This is a genomic window from Methylobacterium sp. J-070 (assembly GCF_022829385.1).
Lineage (GTDB): Bacteria > Pseudomonadota > Alphaproteobacteria > Rhizobiales > Beijerinckiaceae > Methylobacterium.
On record NZ_JAKSXX010000053.1, the window covers coordinates 19,558 to 39,199 of the forward strand.

19 protein-coding genes and 1 tRNA gene are annotated in these 19,642 nt (G+C 72.5%); 11 read left to right on the plus strand and 9 right to left on the minus strand.

Annotated elements, in window-relative coordinates; all coding sequences use genetic code 11:
* Window positions 1-42 precede the first annotated feature (42 nt).
* The 7 genes from MKL01_RS03115 to chpT form a co-directional block, all read right to left on the minus strand.
* A complete protein-coding gene (locus tag MKL01_RS03115) occupies window positions 43-618 on the minus strand; it encodes a hypothetical protein (protein WP_243903773.1) in 576 nt (191 codons plus the stop codon).
* A 210-nt stretch (window positions 619-828) separates the two neighbouring features.
* A complete protein-coding gene (locus tag MKL01_RS03120; protein ID WP_243903774.1) occupies window positions 829-1,692 on the minus strand; it encodes a CheR family methyltransferase in 864 nt (287 codons plus the stop codon).
* Window positions 1,689-2,882, minus strand: a complete 1,194-nt coding sequence (cheB, locus tag MKL01_RS03125; RefSeq protein WP_243903775.1) for a chemotaxis-specific protein-glutamate methyltransferase CheB — start codon at window positions 2,880-2,882, stop codon at window positions 1,689-1,691. The genes MKL01_RS03120 and cheB overlap by 4 nt, the downstream gene beginning before the upstream one ends.
* 73 nt (window positions 2,883-2,955) lie before the next feature.
* The gene (locus MKL01_RS03130; protein WP_243903776.1) at window positions 2,956-3,348 is read right to left on the minus strand and encodes a response regulator; all 393 of its coding nucleotides are present in this window, start codon (window positions 3,346-3,348) and stop codon (window positions 2,956-2,958) included.
* Between the two features lie 11 nt (window positions 3,349-3,359).
* On the minus strand, window positions 3,360-3,854 hold the full coding sequence (locus tag MKL01_RS03135) for a chemotaxis protein CheW (protein WP_243903777.1): 495 nt from the start codon (window positions 3,852-3,854) through the stop codon (window positions 3,360-3,362).
* A 45-nt stretch (window positions 3,855-3,899) separates the two neighbouring features.
* Window positions 3,900-6,614: a hybrid sensor histidine kinase/response regulator gene (locus tag MKL01_RS03140; protein WP_243903778.1), complete on the minus strand. Its 2,715-nt coding sequence runs from the start codon at window positions 6,612-6,614 to the stop codon at window positions 3,900-3,902.
* Window positions 6,615-6,718: 104 nt separating this feature from the next.
* Window positions 6,719-7,447 (minus strand): histidine phosphotransferase ChpT, encoded by a 729-nt coding sequence (gene chpT / locus MKL01_RS03145; protein WP_243903832.1) that lies wholly within the window; start codon window positions 7,445-7,447, stop codon window positions 6,719-6,721.
* Between the two features lie 332 nt (window positions 7,448-7,779).
* Here chpT and MKL01_RS03150 point away from each other — a divergent pair, with 332 nt between their 5' ends.
* Window positions 7,780-10,782: a bifunctional [glutamine synthetase] adenylyltransferase/[glutamine synthetase]-adenylyl-L-tyrosine phosphorylase gene (locus tag MKL01_RS03150; RefSeq protein ID WP_243903779.1), complete on the plus strand. Its 3,003-nt coding sequence runs from the start codon at window positions 7,780-7,782 to the stop codon at window positions 10,780-10,782.
* Window positions 10,779-11,654 carry a 3'(2'),5'-bisphosphate nucleotidase CysQ gene (locus tag MKL01_RS03155; RefSeq protein ID WP_243903780.1) on the plus strand — a complete coding sequence of 292 codons (876 nt, stop codon included), beginning with the start codon at window positions 10,779-10,781 and terminating at the stop codon, window positions 11,652-11,654. The genes MKL01_RS03150 and MKL01_RS03155 overlap by 4 nt, the downstream gene beginning before the upstream one ends.
* Here MKL01_RS03155 and MKL01_RS03160 read toward each other — a convergent pair.
* Complete coding sequence (locus MKL01_RS03160) at window positions 11,635-12,144, minus strand: YHS domain-containing (seleno)protein (RefSeq protein ID WP_243903781.1); 510 nt, start codon at window positions 12,142-12,144, stop codon at window positions 11,635-11,637. The two genes, MKL01_RS03155 and MKL01_RS03160, sit on opposite strands and share 20 nt — an antisense overlap.
* Before the next feature lie 182 nt (window positions 12,145-12,326).
* Between MKL01_RS03160 and MKL01_RS03165 the strand changes: the two genes are divergently transcribed.
* The 9 genes from MKL01_RS03165 to msrA all read left to right on the plus strand — a co-directional run bounded on the left by MKL01_RS03165 (window position 12,327) and on the right by msrA (window position 18,069).
* Window positions 12,327-12,947 carry a DUF1134 domain-containing protein gene (locus tag MKL01_RS03165; protein ID WP_243903782.1) on the plus strand — a complete coding sequence of 207 codons (621 nt, stop codon included), beginning with the start codon at window positions 12,327-12,329 and terminating at the stop codon, window positions 12,945-12,947.
* A gap of 94 nt (window positions 12,948-13,041) precedes the next feature.
* The gene (locus tag MKL01_RS03170) at window positions 13,042-13,764 is read left to right on the plus strand and encodes a hypothetical protein (protein WP_243903783.1); all 723 of its coding nucleotides are present in this window, start codon (window positions 13,042-13,044) and stop codon (window positions 13,762-13,764) included.
* 143 nt (window positions 13,765-13,907) lie between these two features.
* The gene (locus MKL01_RS03175; protein ID WP_243903784.1) at window positions 13,908-14,210 is read left to right on the plus strand and encodes a 3',5'-cyclic-nucleotide phosphodiesterase; all 303 of its coding nucleotides are present in this window, start codon (window positions 13,908-13,910) and stop codon (window positions 14,208-14,210) included.
* Between the two features lie 130 nt (window positions 14,211-14,340).
* Window positions 14,341-14,694 carry a lipoprotein gene (locus MKL01_RS03180; RefSeq protein WP_243903785.1) on the plus strand — a complete coding sequence of 118 codons (354 nt, stop codon included), beginning with the start codon at window positions 14,341-14,343 and terminating at the stop codon, window positions 14,692-14,694.
* Window positions 14,695-14,823: 129 nt separating this feature from the next.
* Window positions 14,824-16,092 carry a diaminopimelate decarboxylase gene (gene lysA / locus MKL01_RS03185; RefSeq protein WP_243903786.1) on the plus strand — a complete coding sequence of 423 codons (1,269 nt, stop codon included), beginning with the start codon at window positions 14,824-14,826 and terminating at the stop codon, window positions 16,090-16,092.
* Window positions 16,089-16,946: a glycosyltransferase family 2 protein gene (locus MKL01_RS03190; protein ID WP_409566191.1), complete on the plus strand. Its 858-nt coding sequence runs from the start codon at window positions 16,089-16,091 to the stop codon at window positions 16,944-16,946. Before lysA ends, MKL01_RS03190 begins: the two co-directional genes overlap by 4 nt.
* 12 nt (window positions 16,947-16,958) lie before the next feature.
* Window positions 16,959-17,050: transfer RNA gene (locus MKL01_RS03195), tRNA-Ser, on the plus strand.
* A 9-nt stretch (window positions 17,051-17,059) separates the two neighbouring features.
* Window positions 17,060-17,401, plus strand: coding sequence for a hypothetical protein (locus MKL01_RS03200; RefSeq protein WP_313901435.1), 342 nt, complete (start codon window positions 17,060-17,062; stop codon window positions 17,399-17,401).
* Window positions 17,402-17,544: 143 nt separating this feature from the next.
* Entirely contained in the window at window positions 17,545-18,069 is a 525-nt protein-coding gene (gene msrA, locus MKL01_RS03205) for a peptide-methionine (S)-S-oxide reductase MsrA (RefSeq protein ID WP_243903787.1), read from the plus strand.
* Between the two features lie 162 nt (window positions 18,070-18,231).
* Here the strand turns inward: msrA and MKL01_RS03210 are convergent, their stop codons facing one another.
* Entirely contained in the window at window positions 18,232-19,632 is a 1,401-nt protein-coding gene (locus MKL01_RS03210) for an FAD-dependent oxidoreductase (protein ID WP_243903788.1), read from the minus strand.
* Window positions 19,633-19,642: the final 10 nt, after the last annotated feature.

Sequence of the window (19,642 nt, forward strand, 5' to 3'; positions counted from 1 at the left end):
GGCAAGCGATGCGCCGGGCGTCAGGTCGCGCGGAGGGGAGCTTCAGCTCTGGAAGTCGAACAGCAGCGCCGCGCTGGTGGTGGCGGTGCTGGTGCCGGCCGCCCCGTAGCCGGCGCCGGCCGACTGGCTGCTCTGGAGTTGGTGGACGAAGGTCGCGAGCAGGTCGTTGGTGGTGGCGGTGCCGGAACGCGACGGGCTCGACGCATCGGCGGCGGCGCCCGGCGGGGGACCCGAAGGCGTGCCGTCCCCGCGCGAAGTGGCGGAGGCCTCGGTGCTTCGGCCGTGGCTGGCGAACAGGGCCTTCAGCTCCGTGGCCTGGTCGTCGGTGAGGCTGCCGCCGCTCACCTGATCGGAGATGAGGCCGTCGATCCGGTCCTGCAGGGTGGAGGGGTCGAGCCTCGCCTGGGTGGCGCCGGCCGAGCTGGACCCGGCGCGATCCGCCGACAGGCTGGAATCGATCGACGCGACGGCGCCGGTCAGCGCGGTGGCGTCCGCACCGCTGAGGGTGCCGGCCGAGACGGCGCGGCTGATCGTGTCCGACATCCGCGCCCCGGGGCTGTCCTGGGCTGACCATCGCGGTGCGAGGGGCTGCGACGGCGCGGTGGAGACGGTACTCATGGGGGCGCTCGGGTCACGGAAGGGCCGGGTTCGCCCGGCGGCGGGTCCGTGTGCAAATTACCCACGCGCTCGTTAAGGCCGTGTTTCGTGCGACGGCCGAATGCGCGGCAAGCGCCCGCGCCAGGCCGCGTCGAGGCGGGCCGCCTGTCCGAGGCATCGTCCGGCCGCGGCTTTCCGCGACCGGACGGGCCCGGCGCGGGCCGCGCGCCGTCAGACGTTGGCGGCCATGCGCAGCGGCGGCGCCGTGTCGGCCGGGCGGGCGGCCTCGGCGTGACCGTAGAGGCCGCGGTGCTTCGGGTGCGGGCTGAGCCGGTCGGTCAGGCCGATCACCGTCTCGGCCGCCCCGAGCAGAAGTGCGCCCTCGGGGGCGAGCTGGGCGGCGAGCCGCGCGAGGACGTCGGATTTGGTCGGCGCGTCGAAGTAGATCAGCACGTTGCGACAGTAGATCACGTCGAACTGGCCGAGCGACGAGAAGCTGTGCAGCAGGTTGAGCTGGCGGTAATCCACCATGGAGCGGATGCTCTGGGCGATCTGCCACTGCTCGCCGACCTGGGTGAAGTACTTGATCAGCCACTGCACCGGCAGGCCGCGCTGGACCTCGAAGTGGCTGTAGAGCCCGAGCTTGGCCTTCTCGATCACCTCGGTGGAGAGATCGGTGGCCACGATCTCGACCTGCCAGCCGGAGAGCCGCGGCGCCGCCTCCTGCAGCAGCATCGCGAGCGAGTAGGGCTCCTGTCCGGTGGAGGAGGCCGCGCACCAGATCCGCAGCCGGCGCCGGGCGGCGTTGCGCAGCAGCGCCTCCGGCAGGAGCGTGTCGCGGAACAGGTCGAACGGGATCCGGTCGCGGAAGAAGAAGGTCTCGTTCGTGGTCATCGCCTCGACGGCAGCCCGCTCGAGCGCGCCGTTCTGGCCGAGCTTGAGCGCCCCGATCAGGTCCCCGAGGCTCGCCATCCCGAAACGGCGGCAGATCGGGGTCAGCCGGCTCTCCACGAGGTAGCGCTTCTCGGCGGTCAGCGCGAGGCCGGAGCGCTGCTTGAGGAAGCCGCGCAGGTATTCGAACTCGAGCTCGGTCATGCCGGCTGACCCGTGATCATGGCGCGCAGCGCCGTCGCGAGCTCGGGGAGCGGCAGCACGGCCTCGGCGAGGCCGGCCCGGGCGACGCTGCCCGGCATGCCCCAGACCGTGCTGGTGGCCTCGTCCTGGGCCAGAACCGGACCGCCGGCCTCGGTGAGCGCCCGGGCGCCGTGGGTGCCGTCCGATCCCATGCCGGTGAGGATCACCGTCGCGGTGGCGGCCCCGAACACGACGGCGGCGTCCTTGAACAGCACGTCGACCGCGGGACGGCAGAAATTGACCGGCGGCCCGTCGGTGAGCTTGATGACCGGGCCGTTCGGCCCGGCGGCGAGCCCCATATGGCGGCCGCCCGGGGCCACGTAGATGCGGCCCGGCTCGATCCGCTCCTCCGCCTTGCCTTCGGCCGCCTGAACGCCGGTGCGGGTGGTGAGATGCTCGGCGAACACCGCCGTGAAGATCGGCGGCATGTGCTGGACGATCAGGACCGGCAGGCGGCGCAGGGCCGCGGCGCCGATGCCCTCCAGCATCTCGCCGACCGCCCGCGGCCCCCCGGTGGACGAGCCGATCAGGAGCGCCCGGGGCTGGGTCCGGCTGCGGACCTTCGGCCGCAGGGTGAACGGGGTCGCCGGGCGGGGCGAAGCCGGGGCCGGCTGGGCCGCCGGCGCCGGGACGGGCGCGACCGGATGGCCGCCGGGGGCGGAGACGGGCCGCCGCGTCTTGGCGCGGGCCGAGCCGAACACGCGGACGCGCTCGATCAGCTCGATCCGGAACGTGTCCGAGGTGGTGACGCCGCGGCTGCTCTCGGGCTTGGCGATGTAGTCCACCGCGCCGAGGGCGAGGCATTTCAGGGAGATGTCGGCGTTGCGGGTCGTCAGCGTCGACATCATGACGACCTGGACGCTCGGGCTCATGGTGAGCATGCGCGGAAGCGCGGTCGTGCCGTCGAGCTCCGGCATCTCGATGTCGAGCAGGACGACGTCCGGGTCGTGCTTGGCCATCAGCTCCAGGGCGATCCGGCCGTTCGAGGCGGTGCCGACGAGCTCGAAGCCGGCCTCGCCGATCCAGCGGGCGACGAGGCCGCGCACCACGGCGGAATCGTCGGCCACCAGCACCCGGATCGCGGCGGCGGACGCGGTCGTGCTCTGGGTAGGCGTGGTGCGCAGCGGGGCGACCGCGGGACTCAGGGCCATGATGCTTGCCTCGGATACGGGTCGCGTGTGCAGGGGGCGTCGAGATTCGGGGCGTCGAGATCGGAGCGCGGGGTCAGGCCGCGTCGGCGAGGAGGCCGACCTGCTCGAGCTTGGCCGTAAGGATGTCGCGGTCGAAGGGCTTCATGATGTACTCGTCCGCCCCCGCCCGGAGCGCCCGGGCGATGGCCCCGATGTCGTTCTCGGTGGTGCAGAACAGGACCTTCGGCACCTCGCCGCCCTCGCTGCGGCGCAGGGCCTGGAGGAACGCGTAGCCGTCCATGTTCGGCATGTTCCAGTCGAGCAGGATCGCGTCCGGCATGCCGGCCGCGCAGGCTTCGAGGGCGGCATTGCCGTCCTCGGCCTCGCTGACGTTCATGCCGAGGTCCTCGATGATCCGCCGGGCGACCTTCCGGATCACCGCGGAATCGTCCACCACGAGGCAGGTCGTCTGGTGCGGCGCTTTCATCGCCCTCTCCCTCAAGCCGCCTTGGCGCCGGCAGCCGTGAAGCCGAGGAGCGCGTCCACGTCGAGAATCACCAGGAGCCGCCCGTCGAGCCGGTGGACGCAGGTGGCGAGGTTGCGGAAGCGCGGATCCAGGTTGATCGGGACCGCCTCGCGGCTGTCGGCGCCGAGCTTGAGCACCTCGCCGACGCCGTCGACCACGAGGGCGAAGGTCTCGCCGGCCTGCTCCAGGCCGATCGCCATCTTGGGGTCGACCTTGCCGTCCGCCGCGGCCTCGGCATCGGGCAGGCCCAGGCGGCGGCGCAGGCTCATGGCCGTCACCACGCGGCCGCGCAGGTTCAGGAGGCCGACGATCTCGGCGGGCGCCAGGGGCACCGGCGTCACGCCCGAGGGGACGAACACGTCGTGGACCCGCTCGATCGCCAGCCCGAACAGGGTCTCGCCGACATAGACCGTGACGAAGTCGTCGGTTGCACCGGTCTCGGCGCCGTTGGCATTGGCAGCCTGCATCAGAACTCTCCGGATTCGATCGTCATAGGGCGGGCGGCGCGGGGATCAGGCGGCTTTCGACACGGCGGCGGCGTTGATCTCGGCGAGCGCCGCGATCAGGCCGCTGCGGTCGAACTTCGCCACCAGATCGTTGATCGCCAGGGACCGGGCCCGCTCCACCGCGTCGGCACCGATCGCGCCGGTGAGGCCGATCACCGGGAGGCCCGCGAGCCGCGGCTCGGCGCGGCGCATCGCGGCGACCAGGTCGAAGCCGCTGCGGACCGGCATCTCCAGGTCGGTGACCACCACCTCGATCTGCGGGTCGGCCTGGAGGGTCGCCAGGGCCGCGTCGGCGCTCGCCGCGGTGACCACCCGGTAGCCCGCCGCCTTCAGCACGGGGCTCAGCATGTCGCGGAAGAACGCCGAGTCGTCGACCAGCAGGATCGTGGAGACCTGCTCGGGCCGCTTCATGCCGCGCGCCCAGTCGTCGTAGGCCAGGGGCAGGAAGTGAGCGATGTTGATGATGTCGGTGGCCCGGCCCCGCAGCACCGCCGAGCCGATCAGGTCCGAGCGCTCGGCCGCGATCTCGATGTCGAGGCGCTCCTCGACGATGTCGACGATCTCGTCGACCACGAGGCCCATGGCGCGCTCGCCGTCGGAGAACACCACCAGCGCCTGGGTGCCCTCCGACTTGATCGTGATCGCCGGGTCGGCCGGGACCAGGGGCATCAGGCGCCCGCGGTACTGGATCAGCGCGCGGCCGCCGAGCCACTCCACCTTGGCGCACTCGATCTCCTCGAGGCGCGTGACCAGCGAGAGCGGCACCGCCTTGAAGCTGCCCTGACCGCCCTTGAACACCAGGAGGGTGGTCTTGGCGTCGGCCACCTCGGTCTCCTCGTCGACGTCGGATTCCGCGTGGCCGCCGCTGCCCTGGATCCCCTGCGCCACCTGCCGCGCCACCCCGTTGGGATCGACGATCAGCACCACGGCGCCGTCGCCCAGGATGGTGTTGCCGGCAAACATCGGGATGTGCCGGAGCTTCACCGACATCGGCTTCACGACGATCTCCTCCGTGTGGAAGACCTCGTCGACGAGGATGCCGAAGCGCTCGCGCCCGACCTGGGCGACCACCACGAAGCCCGCCTGCTCGGTCTCCGCGCCCGCGGCCGCCTGCCCGAGCAGGCCGGTGAGCGACACGATCGGCAGCAGCCGCTCGCGCAGGCGCAGCACCGGCGCGCCGTTGATCCGCTCGACCCGCTGGGCCCCGGCATCGACCCGCACCAATTCCAGCACCGCCACCTGCGGCAGGGCGAAGCGGTGCTCGCCGGCGCGCACGATCAGCGCCGCCACGATGGCCAGCGTCAGCGGGATCTTGATGGTGAAGGTGGTCCCGCGGCCCGCCGTGGTGGCGATGTCGATCAGGCCGCCGATGGTCTCGATGTTGGTCTTGACCACGTCCATGCCGACGCCGCGGCCCGACACCGAGGTGACCGCCGCCGCCGTCGAGAACCCGGCGTCGAAGATGAACTTGGCGACCTGCGCGTCGGTCATCCGGTCGACGTCGGCCTGAGACGCGATCCCGCGCTCCACCGCCTTCTTGCGGATCGCCGCGAGGTTCAGCCCCTTGCCGTCGTCGGCGATCTCGATCGTGATCGTGCCGCCCTCGTGGTAGGCGGCCAGCCGGATCGTGCCGCGGGCGGGCTTGCCCGCCGCCACGCGATCGGCGGTCGATTCGAGGCCGTGATCCGCGGAGTTGCGGACCATGTGGGTCAGCGGGTCCTTGATCACCTCGAGGACCTGCCGGTCCAGCTCGGTCTCGGCGCCGACCATCACGAGCTCGATCTGCTTGCCCAGCTCGGCCGAGAGGTCGCGCACCACGCGCGGCAGCTTCTGCCACGCGTTGCCGATCGGCTGCATGCGCGTCTTCATCACGCCGTCCTGCAGCTCGGCCGTGACGTGGGACAGGCGCTGCAGCGGGACCTTGTAGCTCGAATCCTCGTGCCGGCGGGCGATCTCCAGGAGCTGGTTGCGGGTCAGCACCAGCTCCGAGACCATGGTCATCAGGTGCTCGAGGGTGTCGACGCTCACCCGGATGGTCTGGTTCTTGGTGGCGGCGGCGGTCGCCTCGCCGTTCTCGGACCCTTCAGCCTTCTCGGCGCGCGCCGGCTCGGCCTCGCCGGGGGCGGGCTCGGCCCGGATCGCGGCCTTCGGCGCCTCGTGCACCGCCGCCTGGATCGGCGCCGGGGGCGGCGCGGCGAAGTCCGATTCGTCCGGCCCCGCGGCGGCCAGGAACGCGGCCTCCAGATCCTCGAGGGACACTTCGCCGGGCTTCAGCTCGCGGACCACCGGGTCGGGCAGCACGATCTCGGGCGCCGGCGGGGGCGCGGCGGCCGGCATCGGCGCCCCGGACCCTTCGGCCATGCGCTCCAGGGCGGAGATCAGGTCATCGTCCGAGCCCGCCGGCTCCGTGCCGGTGGCTTCCAGATCGGCGAGAATCGCCTTGAGCCGGTCCAGGGTCAGGAGAATCAGCGTGACCGAGGCCGAGGTCGCCGGCAGCCCGTCGCGGAAGCGGCCCATCAAGGTTTCGGCGGCATGCGCCAAGGCTTCCAGACGGGGAAGACCGAGGAAACCACAGGTTCCCTTGATGGTGTGCACTAAACGGAAGATGTTCCGCAGGATCGTCTCGTTATTCGGATCCTGTTCGAACCGAACGAGCTCTGCATCAACCGTGTCGAGATGCTCCCCGCTCTCGGTCAGAAACTCGCGAAGCAGGTCGTCCATAAGCGCTACTCGTTACGCGGGGAAGGTCTCGCGCAACCTACTTACTCGCGCGGGGTTAGGGAAGCGTTTCCGTCCCGTCCCCGCGCCGGAGATTTCCAGGATTTTTACGCGCCGGTGGTGTCCGAAGCCTCTCCATCGGCCGCATCGGCGGCCGCGATCACTGTCGGGACGGCCCGGATGGTCACTTCATCATCCTGGATGGCGAATCGAACATCCATGGCGGCGGCCCGCGCCACGAGGCCGGCGTAGAACGGCAGGATGGCGTGGGCATCGACGGTGCCGCTCTCGGGCCGGCCGGCCATGAGTTCCTCCACGTGGGGGGGAATGCGGGCATGGGAGCCCTTGGCCCTGAACACGAAGGTGGGCGCCTCGGCCTCGCCCGTGACGGCGACGTCGATGACGCCGCCCCGCGGGATCGCCGAGGTCGCGATCATGACGAGGTTCAGCAGGAGCTTGACCTTGTTCTTGGGGAACAGGGCCTGCGGCGCGCTCCAGGTCAGCTTGGTCTTGTCGTCGGAGAACATCCCCTTGGCGACGCCCTCGGCATCGGCGAGGTCGATGGAGGCGCCGGCCGATCCCGCCGCCCCGAAGGCGATCCGGGCGAATTTCAGCCGCGCCGAGGCCTGGCGGGCGCTCTTGCCGATGAGTTCCAGCGCGAAGGTCCGCATCGATTCGTCCTGGTCGTCCTCCAGGACTTCGAGACCGTTCACGATGGCGCCGACGGGACTGATCACGTCGTGGCAGACGCGCGAGCAGAGCAGGGCCGCGAGATCGAGGCCGTCGAGGTTCAGGATCGGCGAGTTCGGGGACGACGGGGAGTTCGGGGACGACATGGAGTTCGGGGACGACATGGGGCGCTCCGGGCGGGCGGATCTGGGTTCGGACGTCTGCGGGCGGGGATCCCGACTGGGCTGCCGGTTCCCGGCCGCCCGATCCGGCGATGGGATCGCCCGGAGAGATGTGCGCGGCCTGCAGGCCAGACCGGGGGCGACGGCCGGTCCGCACGGATAGACGCCACGTTCGGCTTTGAAAAGCGTTACCGGGATCGATGCGGCGCCGGGACGGCGGCCGATTCGGGCGGATCCGCCGTCCCGGGCGGGTCCGGACGGACGCGGGCCGGATCGGCTATCATGTGGTCCCTCAGCGAGCGGAGCGAGGCAATCCGGTGCACCCGGCCCCAACCCTGCGCGACAGCCTGAACCCCCGCCCGAGGCTCGCCGACCCGGACGCCGCGCGGGCCCGGCTCGCCGAGATCGCGCCCGCCTTCCCGGCGGGCTTCCTCACGCCCGCCTGCCGCGACCTGCTGCTCGGCCTCGCCGACCATTCGCCCTTCCTCTGGCAGGCCGTCCGCCGGTCGCCGGACCGCCTCGTCGCCCTGCTGGAGCAGCCGCCGGACGCGGCCAGCCGAGACATCATCGCGCGGCAGCGCGCGGTCGGGGCGTCCTGCGGGGCAAATCCCGACCTCGCCGAGGTCGGCCGCCGGCTGCGCGGCAACCGGGAGGCGCACGCCCTCCTGGTCGCCCTGGCGGATCTCGGCGGCTGCTGGGACCTCGATACGGTGGTCGAGGCGCTGTCCGCCTTCGCCGACGCCTCCGTGAGCGCCGCCACCGAGGCGCTGCTCCGGCAGGGCATGGCGGCCGGGCGCTTCACGCCGCCGGATCCGGACAGGCCGCAGGACGGGTCCGGGCTGATCGTCCTGGGGCTGGGCAAGCTCGGCGGCTGCGAGCTGAACTATTCGAGCGACATCGACCTCGTCGTCTTCTACGAGGCCGGGCCCGCCGCGGCCGCGACGGGCGGGGATCCGAAGCCGTTCTTCGTCAAGCTCACGCAGGGCTTGGCGAAGCTCCTGTCCGACCGGACCGCGGACGGCTACGTCCACCGCGTCGACTACAGGCTCCGGCCCGACCCGGGCTCCACCGCGGTGGCGCTCTCCACCGGCTTCGCCTTCGACTACTACCAGACGCTCGGCCAGAACTGGGAGCGGGCGGCCTTCATCAAGGCCCGGCCGATCGCCGGCGACATCCCGGCCGGCACGGCGTTCCTGGCTGAACTCGCGCCGTTCATCTGGCGGCGGCACTTCGACTTTCCGGCCATCGCCGAGATCCACGCCCTGAAGCGGCAGATCCACCTGGTCCGCGGACACGAGACCGTCGCGGTCGCCGGCCACGACATCAAGATCGGCCGCGGCGGCATCCGGGAGATCGAGTTCTTCGTCCAGACGCAGCAGCTCGTCTTCGGCGGCCGCCAACCGGCCCTGCGGGGCCGGCGCACCGTCGCGATGCTCGCCGGCCTCGTGGCGGAGGGCTGGATCGACGAGCGCGCCCGGGACGAGCTGACCGCGGCCTACGACTTCCTGCGCACCCTCGAGCACCGGGTCCAGATGGTCCGGGACGAGCAGACCCAGCGCCTGCCCGCCGGGACTGAGGCGCTGACCGCGCTCGCGCTGTTCTCGGGCTTCCCGGATCTGGCGGCGTTCGAGGCGGCGCTGCTTCACCAGGCCGGGCGGGTCCAGGCCCATTACGCCCTGCTGTTCGAGGCCGAGGCGGCCGCGGACGACGCGCTCGTCTTCGGCGAGACCGAACCCGAGCCCGCGACCCTGGCGCGGCTCGGCGCCTTCGGATTCAGCGATCCGGCGCGGGCCTGGGAGACCGTGCAGGGCTGGCACCTCGGGCGGCGCCCGGCGCTGCGGACCGGCCGGGCGCGGGAGATCCTCGCCGAGATGCTCCCCGCCCTGCTGCGGGCGCTGGGTGGCACCGCCGACCCGGACGGGGCGCTCCTGACCCTCGACCGCGCCTTCGCGCGGATGCCCGCCCTGGCCGAACTCCTCGCGATCCTGCGCTCGCACGAGCGCCTGCGCCTACTCTTCGCCGACATCCTGGGGACCGCGCCGCGCCTCGCCGACACGGTGGGCTTGAGCCCGCACGTCCTCGACACCGTGCTCGACGCGGATTTCGTGACGCCGGCCACGGACCCCGCCGAGCTCGGCGCCCAGTACCGGAGGCTGGTGGGACAGCCGGCCAGCCACGAGGACGTCCTCGACCGCTGCAGGGACGCCACGCGGCAGCTGACCTTCGTCACGGGCGCGCGCCTCCTGTCGGGAATCCTCACGCCGCGCCAGGCCGGGGAAGCCTACACGGCCATCGCCGAGGCGACCGTGGCCCTGAGCCTGGAGGCGGAGGAACGCCGGTTCGCCCGGGACCACGGCGCGGTGCCGAAGGGACGGTGCTGCGTCCTGGCGCTGGGCCGGCTCGGATCCCGGCAGCTCAGCGCGGAATCCGACCTCGACCTCGTGTTCCTCTACGATTTCGATCCCGAGAACCGCACGAGCGACGGCCCGCGCCCCCTCGACGCCGTGGTAGCCTACAACCGGCTGGCGCAGCGCCTCTTCGCGGCGCTCACCACCGCCACCCGGCGCGGCCGGCTCTACGCGGTCGACCTGCGGCTGCGGCCCTACGGCAGCCACAGCCCGCCCGCCGTGCAGCTCAGCGGCTTCGCCGGCTATCACCGGAACGAGGCGGAGCTCTGGGAGCACATGGCGCTCGTCCGTGCCCGGGTGGTGGCCGGCGACGCCACCCTGGGGGCGGAGGTCGCGGCGGTGATCGCCGGGGTGCTCGGGCGCCCGCGCGATCCTGCCGCCGTCTGCGCCGAGGCGGGGGCGATGCGCGCCCTGGTCGCCCGCGAGCGCGGCCATGGCGGTCCCAGCGACCTGAAGCTCGCGCCGGGCGCGCTGTTCGATCTCGACTTCCTAGCCCAGGCCCTCGTGCTGAGCCACGCCCGCGACTGGCCCGCCTGCATCGGCCTCGGCGCGGAGCCGGTCTTCCGGGGGGCCGCGGCGCGCGGCCTGCTGCCGGAGGCGACCGCCGGATCCCTCGCCGAGACCTACGGGTTCCTCGATGCGGTCTACCAGTGGCAGCGGCTCGTGACGGCGGACCCCGCCGCCGCACCCTCCGAGACCGCGGCCCGGCAGATCGCCAAGGCCGTGGGCCTGCCGGACGCCCGCAGCCTCGCGGCGGAGCTGCGCCGCCACCGGCGCCGGAGCCAGGCCCTGCTCGCCCGGATCCGGCGCGGGGTGAGAACGCGCGCAGATGACGGAACCGGTCCAGACCCGAAAACCATCGACATTCCGCCCCCGCTCGGGCAATCAGAGCGGTCTCGGGAGGGATCATGACGGGCGCGGCGACGATCTCGGGGCCGGAGCGCGAGCGGATCGCCGCGGCGCTCGCCGAGATCGCCTGCACGGCCGGCGAGATCCTGCGCCGCTACCATCGCGGCCCCTGCCCCCATGCCCTGAAGCCGGACGGTTCGCCGTCGAGCGCCGCCGATGTCGAGGCCGAGGACCTGATCGTGGCCGCCCTCGCCGGGCGCTTCCCCGGGATCCCGATCGTCGCGGAGGAGCGCGCCCAGGGCGGCACGGCGCGGCCGGCCGACACCTTCTTCCTGGTCGACCCCCTGGACGGAACCCGCGATTTCCTCGCGGGGACACCGGATTACTCGGTCAACATCGCTCTGGTGGCGGGCGAGCGCCCGGTGGCGGCCGCGCTCGCGGCGCCGGGGCTCGGCCGCGTCTGGTGGGCGGCTACCGCAACGGTCGAGGCCCCGGTGGTTGCGGGACGGCCGGGCGCCGGGCGGCCGGTGCACGCCCGCGCGGCGCCGGCGGCGGGACTCCTGGCTCTCGGCAGCCGGCGGCACGGCGATGCCGCGACCGCCACCTGCCTCGCCAGCCTGCCGGTCCTGGAGACGCGCCAGATCGGGTCCGCCCTCAAGTTCGGCCTGATCGCCGCCGGCGAGGCGGACATCTACGTCCGGTGCGGCCCGACCATGGAATGGGACACGGCCGCCGGCGACCACATCGTGGCGGCGGCCGGAGGCTGCGTGGTGGTGCCGGGCGGCGGCCCGATCCGCTACGGGCGGTACGAGGCCGACCATCGCAACGGCCCCTTCGCGGCCCTGGGCGACCCGACCCTGGCCGACCGGCTCGCCCTCCCCGCCTGCGAGACGGGCGGCCCGGCGGCGGCGCGGCTCAGCGCGGCGCCTCCGTGAGGGGGACGTCCTGCAGGCCGCGCAGGCCCGGCCAGGCCGCCTCCGCCTGCCCGGCCAGGCCGGGATCCGCCAGGAACCGGGCGCGGCGCTGCGCATCCCGGAACAGGTAGAGGCGCTCGCCGATCACCGCGAACGTCAGGGGATCGGCATCCACCAGGCGGCCCTCCAGGATGCCGGCCGCATCGTAGCCGCCGAGCCGCGGGGCGTAGGCCGGCGGATCGTCCCGGAAGGCCGCGCGGTTGGCGCCGCTAGCGAAGCGCCAGACCCGCCCGCCCCAGGACAGCTCGAAGCGCGCCGAGCCCGCCGAGGGTCCGCCGTCCAGGAAGTAGCTGACCGGATCGAAGCCGTTGAGGGTGAGCAGCGCGATCCGCGTCCCGGCCGGCTCCGCCCGCGCGGGCAGCCCTCCCGCGAGGGCCGCGAGGAGGACGGCGCAGGCCAGCCCCCGCCTGCGCGGCGCGGGGGGTGCGGGGTCGGGACGCGTTAACCACATCTTGCGAATTCCCTCAGAAGCTGGTCCGACTCATCCGCCCGGGCCCCGCCGACCGAGGCCCGGATGGACGACAGCTCCCAGGCCGCTCCGGGCCGCCGGTGCGGCCGCGGCCGATCCGGCGGGACGCGAGCGGCGCAGGTCCATCGCACGAACCGTTAATCGAACCGGGCGAGGAGACAACGATGACGGCACGAGACGATCGCGGCACCGACCGCCGCCACCTGCTGCGCGCAGGCCTCGCCCTGGCCCTCGGCGCCCCGCTCGGCGGCCTCGCCGCCGCGGGCGCGGCCCTGGCCCGCGGCGAGGATCTCGACACGCCCGAGACCTTCCGGCCCGGCGAGGTCGTGGAATCGGGCCACCGGTTCTTCGGCACCGTGTCGCGCGGCCTGGCCCTCACCGTCGAGGAGGCGGGCCGGCGCTGGGGCGAGCCGAACGGCTACATCCTCGGCCAGGAGGGCGGCGGCGCGGTGGTGGCGGGCGTCCGCTACGGCGAGGGCACGCTCTACACCCGCAACGCCGGCCAGCGGCGCATCTACTGGCAGGGGCCGTCGGTGGGCTTCGACGTCGGCGGCGACGGCGCACGCACCATGATGCTGGTCTACAACCTGCCGAACGTGCGCGACCTGTATCGCCGCTTCGCCGGGATCGACGGCTCGGCCTACCTGGTGGGCGGCTTCGGCATGACCGCGGTGGTGAACGACCGGATCATCGTGGTGCCGATCCGCAGCGGCGTCGGCGCGCGGCTCGGCATCAATGTCGGCTATCTGAAGTTCACCCGCGAGCCGACCTGGAACCCGTTCTGATTGACCGGCGGGATCTGATTTCGCCCTCGCGGCCGACCTGGGCTAGAGTGGGACCGGGCCGGGCCGTCCGGCCGCATGCGCGGGTTGTGCCCTCGTGATCGAAACGGTGATGATCTTCGTGCTGGGCTTCCTGGCGGCGAGCCTGTGCGGCCTGCTGCTGCTGCCGGCCGTCAACGCCCGGGCCGCCCGCCTGGAGCGCCGCCGGGCCGAGGCCCGCCTGCCCCTGTCGCCGGCCGAGATCGCCGCCGAGCGCGACTTCCTGCGCGCGCAGTTCGCCGTCCAGCAGCGCCGCCTGGAGCGTCGGGTCGAGACCGTGGAGGCCAGGCGCCAGGCCGACATGGCGGCGATCGGCGCCGGGACGATGCGGGCCGCCGCCCTGGCCCGCGACGTCGCCGCCCGCGAAGCCGAGATCGCCCAGGCCCAGGCCAAGACCCGGGAGCTCGAGACCGAACTCGCCGTCGTCCGCGAGGACGGCACGGCGAGCCTCGCGACGCTCCTGGCCCTCGAGGAGGCGCACGCCGATCTGCTCGACAGCCTTCTGGCCCTGCGGCAGGGCGCGTCCCCTGCGGGCGACCTCGACGCGGGGGCCCTGGCGGCCGAGCGCGACGACCTGCGCGCCAGCCTGAAGGCGGCCGAGGACGCCCTCGCCCTCACGCTGGCGGACCGGCAGGCGGAGCGCCCTGCGGACGGACAGGCCGGGATCGAGCGGGAGAACGCCGATCTGCGCCGGCGAATCGCGGACGTCGCCGACGCGCTCACGAGCCCCGGGCGGCTGCCGCGGGCCGCCTACCCGGTTGCGCAACCGGAGCGTGTCTGAGCCCATGACCATCCGGGAGCGGGCCGTCGCGGGGCGGCCCGGGCCCGAACTCTCCGGGGATCGCCTTGTTTCGACCACGCAAAGGCATCATCGCAGCCGGGACCCTTCCCGCACGTTTCACGGTCAAGACGGTACGGATACCCATGCGCCTGAAGCCGATCATCCTCGCCCTCGCGGCGGCCTCCGCCCTGACCTTGCCGGCCTCGGCGCAGCAGTCGAAGCGCGGCAACGAAACCCTGAAAAAGTACTGCACCGGCGATTATCTGACCTATTGCGGCAACCTCGCCCCCGATGATCCCGCCACCGACGCCTGCTTCCAGAAAAACTGGAAGAAGCTCAGCGAGAACTGCCGCCGCGCCATCGATGCCTACGAGGCCGAGCAGGGCCAGAACGCGCCGGCCAAGGGCCGTCAGGGCGCCCAGGGCAGCAAGGAACGCCGGGGCTGACGGCGGACCCCGGTCCCGTGAAGGTCCGTCCTGTGGCGCCCGCGCGCTCGCGCCCGGGCGCTGCAACGGCTAAGGTCGCGCTCCCGCCGGCCCTCGCGTGCCGGCGCCGAGCCCGCCGGACCCTCGCGCGATGTTGTCGACTCCCCTCCTGAAACTCCTGGCCGCGTCCGGCCTCATCGCCCTGGCGGTCTCCGCCTGCGGGCGACGCGGCGCCCTCGAGCCGCCCCAGACGTCGGCGCCCGCCGCGCCGGCCTCCGCGCAGGCGGGCTCGGACACGGTGAACGGCCGCAGGACCCTGCCGGTCTCGGTGGGCCTCGGCGGCGGCGCGCCCGAGCCGGACGCCGCCGCGGTCCGCGCGGGCGACGAGCTGTCGTTGGCGGCGGTGCCGCCCGGCGGCACCGATGCGCCGGTGGAGACCAGCCGCGGCGCCCGGCGGGGCTACCGCGTCCCGAAGGAGCCTTTCCTTCTCGACCCGCTGCTGTAGACGGCAGGAGCGAAGCGCCACCCGGCACCGCCTCGCGGTGCGGAGCCCGGCCGGCGAGGCGCCGGCTTCGGCGGCCGGGTGCTTCAGGGGACGCGGCGCGCCCGGGCGCGCAGACGAGACACGGCCGAGATGCATCATTTCCAATACCGCGACGGGCGCCTGCACGCCGAGGACGTCGACCTGACCGGCCTCGCCGCTGTGGTCGGCACCCCGTTCTACTGCTACAGCACCGCCACCCTGGAGCGGCATTACCGCGTGTTCGCGGAGGCCTTCGCGGGCGACGACGCGCTGGTCTGCTTCGCCATGAAGGCGAATTCGAACCAGGCCGTGCTGCGGACGCTGGCGGCCCAGGGCGCCGGCATGGACATCGTCTCGGGGGGCGAGCTGCACCGGGCGCTGGCGGCCGGGGTCGATCCCGGGAAAATCGTCTTCTCGGGCGTCGGCAAGACCCGCGCCGAGATGGAGGCCGCGCTCAAGGCCGGCATCTACTGCTTCAATGTCGAGAGCGAGCCGGAGCTCGCGGCCCTGTCGGCGGCGGCGGTCGGCCTCGGCGTCACGGCGCCGGTCTCGATCCGGGTGAATCCGGACGTCGATGCCGGCACGCACGCCAAGATCTCCACCGGCAAGTCCGAGAACAAGTTCGGCATTCCGATCAACCGGGCACCCGCGGTCTATGCCGCCGCCGCGTCGCTGCCGGGCCTCGCGGTGCACGGCGTCGACATGCATATCGGCAGCCAGATCACCGATCTCGCGCCCTTCGCCGACGCGGCGCGCCTGCTCGCCGGCCTCGCCCGGCAGCTCCTGGCGGCGGGCCATCCCCTGCGCCACATCGACTTCGGCGGCGGCCTCGGGATCCCCTACCGCGACGACAACGCCCCGCCCCCGGACCCGGCCGCCCTGGCGGCGACGCTCCGGCCGCATTTCGCCCCGCTGGGTCTGAGGCCGGTCTTCGAGATCGGCCGGATGATCGCCGGCAATGCCGGGATCCTGGTGACCCGGGTGCTGTACGTGAAGCGGACGGAGGGGCGCACCTTCGTGATCGTCGACGCGGCGATGAACGACCTGATCCGCCCGACGCTGTACGAGGCGTATCACGGCCTGCGCCCGGTCATCGCGCCGGGTCCCGACGCACCGCGCCTCGTCGCCGACGTGGTCGGCCCCGTCTGCGAGAGCGGCGACTATCTCGCCCTCGGCCGCGAGATGGCGGCCGTGACGGCCGGCGACCTGATCGCCGTCATGAGCGCGGGCGCCTACGGGGCGGTCCAGTCCTGCACCTACAACACCCGGCCGCTGGTGCCGGAGGTGCTGGTGCGGGGCACGCGCGCCGCCGTGGTCCGGCCGCGGGTCGAGGTCGAGGCCCTCGTGGCCCTCGATCGCGTACCGGACTGGCTCGCGTGACCCCCGGGGCCGCGGCGGGCGCCCCACCGGCGGGTGATCGCCGAGCCGGGAGCCTGCCGCTCTCGATCTTCCTCATCGCCCACAACGAGGCGGACCGGATCGGCGCGACGATCCGGGCGGTGCGCGCCCTGAGCGACGACATCGTGGTGGTCGATTCCGGCTCCACCGACGGCACCCCGGCGCTCGCCACCGCGCTGGGCGCGCGGGTGATCCACAATCCCTGGCCGGGCTACGGCCGGCAGAAGCGCTTCGCCGAGGAGCAGTGCCGGCACGTCTGGCTCCTGAACCTCGACGCCGACGAGGTCGTGCCGGAGGCGCTCGCCCGGGAGATCCGCGGCCTGTTCGCGTCGGGGGAGCCGCGCCGGCCGGCGTGGCGGATCGGCATCGCCGAGGTCTTCCCCGGGGAGGCGCGCCCGCACCCGCTGGCCTACCGGCTGACCCCGGTGCGGCTCTACCGGAAGGACCGGGGGCGCTACGCCCCCTCCCCGGTCCACGACCGGGTCGTGCTGGAGCCCGGGGTGAGGCCGGGGCGGCTCCGGGGCGTGATCCACCACTTCTCGGTGCGCTCGCTCGGCGACCAGCTGGACAAGCTCAACCGCTATTCCGACCGGCAGGCGGACGACCTCGCGGCCCGGGGGGTGACGATCCCGGGCTGGCGGGTGTTCGTCGAGCTGCCGGGCAACTTCCTGAAGGCCTATCTCGGCCGGCGCCACTTCGTGCGCGGCACCTACGGCTTCCTGACCGCGATGAACTACGCGATCTCGCGCCACCTGCGCGTCGCCAAGCACTACGAGCGCCGCCGCCTCGCCGCCGCCAGCCGGGATCGGGTTGACCCGTCCGATCCGACCTTCTAGAGCCAGAGCGCCGGAGACGTGGCCGAGCGGCTGAAGGCACTCGTTTGCTAAATGAGCATGCCCCGAAAGGGGTATCGAGGGTTCGAATCCCTCCGTCTCCGCCAAATAGCCCATTGAAATCATTGATATATTCCGCCTTCTGGCGGACCCTGGACGTCACACCGCCCCGTGACAGCCAGGACCTCGCCCGGCCGCACGACGGGGCGACCGTCGTCGTGCCCCGCCACGCTCCGCATCCGGACAGCCTGCCATCTCGGCACGCCGATCTCGACTGGTGCGACGCGTCCGACCTGTCGGGGCTGATCGAGGAGCGTGGCCCGGACCTGTGGGCTCACGGCCACGTCCACCGGCATGCCGATTACCGGGTGGGGCGCACCCGCATCGTCTGCAACCCGCGTGGGCATGCCGACGAGGGGACCGACTTCATCCCCGACATAATCGCCGAGGTCGAGTAACCATCACAGACAGCAGTGCGCGCCGTAAGACCGATGACATCGACCAAAACACACTCCCGCCGGTGGCGAGACGATAGGGTAAAACGCCGTTCCATCCCCATCTACGAGGCGTAGGGGCGGATCGCTCCGATGGGGAAGCGACAATGAGCGGCGAGAAGGCGGTGCTGGCAGGCGGCTGCTTCTGGGGCATGCAGGACCTCATCCGACGCCAGGAGGGTGTGATATCGACCCGCGTCGGCTACACGGGCGGCGACGTGCCGAACGCGACCTATCGCAACCACGGCTCGCACGCCGAAGCCATCGAGATCACCTACGATCCGGCCAGGACGAGCTTCCGCCGCATGCTGGAATTCTTCTTCCAGATCCACGATCCCACGACGCTGAACCGGCAGGGGAACGACCGGGGTGCAAGCTACCGCTCGGCGATCTTCTACGGGGACGATGACCAGCGGCAGGTGGCCGAGGACACCATCGCCGATGTCGACGCCTCCGGCTTGTGGCCCGGGAAGGTGGTCACCGAAGTGGTTCCGGCGGGTCCGTTCTGGGAAGCGGAACCGGAGCATCAGGACTACTTGGAGCGCCGCCCCGACGGGTACACCTGCCACTTCGTCAGACCACAGTGGGTGTTGCCAGTCAGGTCTCCGGCCACTCAGGAAAGCCGAGGCTGATCGCGCGATCAGCGAGCGACCGGACGGTTCGACCTCCGTCCGGCGCCGGAGGAAACGGGATAAGGGCGCCGCGCATCACCACCCCGTCAGCCGACGGGATCCGCATGCGCCAGCCGGAGACGCAGGAGCCGTAGCAGGCGACCTGCCATAGCCGTTGGGCGCTCAGGCTGCCTTGGAAAGTATCCCGGGCTCGCTCACGGTTGCGAAGAGCAAGTTGAGGCCCTCCGCCAGGGTGGGGTGAGCCAGGATGCCGTCGCGCAGGGCCGTGTAGGGAAGGCCGCCGAGCATCGCCATCTGCACCGTCGCCACGACCTCGCCAGCCTGGGCGCCCAGCATCGCGAACCCAAGGATGCGGTCGTCGTCGCCGACGAGCGCCTTCATGAAGCCCGTCCGCTCCGAGAGCGTGCGCGCCCGAGGGACGGCATCCATTGCGAGCCTCGCCAAGCGGTAGGGGATGCCGCCTTGCCCTGCCTCGCGCTCGCTCAGGCCCACTCGGGCGAACTCGGGCTCGATGAACACGCTGTACGGCACCAGCCGGCCTAGCGTCGTCCGGTCCCCGCCGACGATGCCGCTTTTCGCCACCCGGTAGTCGTCGAGCGCGACATGGGTGAACATCGGGCTGCCGGCGACCTCGCCCAGCGCCCAGATGCCGGGCGCGCTGGTGGCCAGGCGCTCGTCGACCTCGATGAAGCCGCGCGCATCGAGCGTCACCTCGGCGATGTCGAGCCCGATATCCCTGGTCATCGGCTCGCGGCCGGCCGCGACGAGGATGTGCGAACCCGTGAGGCTGCGGCCATCATCGAGCCGGACAGCGACGGTCTCGCCGGAACGGCCGGTGACCCCGGCGGTCCGGGCCTCCAGGGTCAGATGGATACCGTCAGCCAGAAATAAGTCCCGGATCGCGGACGCGACGTCGATGTCCTCGCGCCCGGCTAGCTGAGGCCCATGCTCGATGATGGTCACTTCGGCCCCGAGATGCCGGAAGGCCTGTGCCATCTCCATGCCGATGTAGCCGCCGCCGACCACCAGCAAATGCGCCGGCAGAACGTCGAGCTTCAGCGCCTCGACATGGGTGAGCGGCGACGCCTCGCGCAGGCCCGGCACCGGCGGGATGGCGGCACGCGTTCCGAGGTTCAGGTAGATGCGTTCCCCCGTGAGCCGACGCGTGCCGCCCTCGGCCGCAACCTCGATCACCCGGGGCTCGATGAACCGACCCCAGCCGAGCACGAGCTCGAACCCACTCGCGGCGAACGCCTTGGCGTTGACCTCGACCATGCCGGCCACGATCTCCGCGGTACGGGCGGCCACGCGGTGCATGTCGATGGCGGGCTCGTCGGGCTGCACGACCCCGAACTCAACCGCGCGCCGGGTCAGGTGCGCGACCTGGGCGCTGCGGACCAGCGCCTTCGTCGGGATGCAGGCGATGTTGATGCAGGAGCCGCCGATCATCCCGGCCTCGACCACGGCGACGCGCTTGCCGGCCTTGGCCTGGTCCATCGCCAGCGTCTTACCGGCCTTGCCGCCGCCCAGGATCAGGATGTCGTAGCGTTCGACCGCGTCCATGATGGCCTCC

Coding starts and splice junctions, on each gene's coding strand:
- MKL01_RS03165 (WP_243903782.1), top strand. CDS start 12,327: ATGACGGCACGAGACGATCGCGGCACCGACCGCCGCCACCTGCTGCGC.
- MKL01_RS03175 (WP_243903784.1), top strand. CDS start 13,908: ATGCGCCTGAAGCCGATCATCCTCGCCCTCGCGGCGGCCTCCGCCCTG.
- MKL01_RS03180 (WP_243903785.1), top strand. CDS start 14,341: ATGTTGTCGACTCCCCTCCTGAAACTCCTGGCCGCGTCCGGCCTCATC.
- lysA (WP_243903786.1), top strand. CDS start 14,824: ATGCATCATTTCCAATACCGCGACGGGCGCCTGCACGCCGAGGACGTC.
- msrA (WP_243903787.1), top strand. CDS start 17,545: ATGAGCGGCGAGAAGGCGGTGCTGGCAGGCGGCTGCTTCTGGGGCATG.
- cheB (WP_243903775.1), bottom strand. CDS start 2,882: ATGGCCCTGAGTCCCGCGGTCGCCCCGCTGCGCACCACGCCTACCCAG.
- MKL01_RS03210 (WP_243903788.1), bottom strand. CDS start 19,632: ATGGACGCGGTCGAACGCTACGACATCCTGATCCTGGGCGGCGGCAAG.
- MKL01_RS03120 (WP_243903774.1), bottom strand. CDS start 1,692: ATGACCGAGCTCGAGTTCGAATACCTGCGCGGCTTCCTCAAGCAGCGC.
- MKL01_RS03140 (WP_243903778.1), bottom strand. CDS start 6,614: ATGGACGACCTGCTTCGCGAGTTTCTGACCGAGAGCGGGGAGCATCTC.
- MKL01_RS03115 (WP_243903773.1), bottom strand. CDS start 618: ATGAGTACCGTCTCCACCGCGCCGTCGCAGCCCCTCGCACCGCGATGG.
- chpT (WP_243903832.1), bottom strand. CDS start 7,447: ATGTCGTCCCCGAACTCCCCGTCGTCCCCGAACTCGCCGATCCTGAAC.
- MKL01_RS03135 (WP_243903777.1), bottom strand. CDS start 3,854: ATGCAGGCTGCCAATGCCAACGGCGCCGAGACCGGTGCAACCGACGAC.
- MKL01_RS03130 (WP_243903776.1), bottom strand. CDS start 3,348: ATGAAAGCGCCGCACCAGACGACCTGCCTCGTGGTGGACGATTCCGCG.
- MKL01_RS03160 (WP_243903781.1), bottom strand. CDS start 12,144: ATGTGGTTAACGCGTCCCGACCCCGCACCCCCCGCGCCGCGCAGGCGG.
- MKL01_RS03155 (WP_243903780.1), top strand. CDS start 10,779: ATGACGGGCGCGGCGACGATCTCGGGGCCGGAGCGCGAGCGGATCGCC.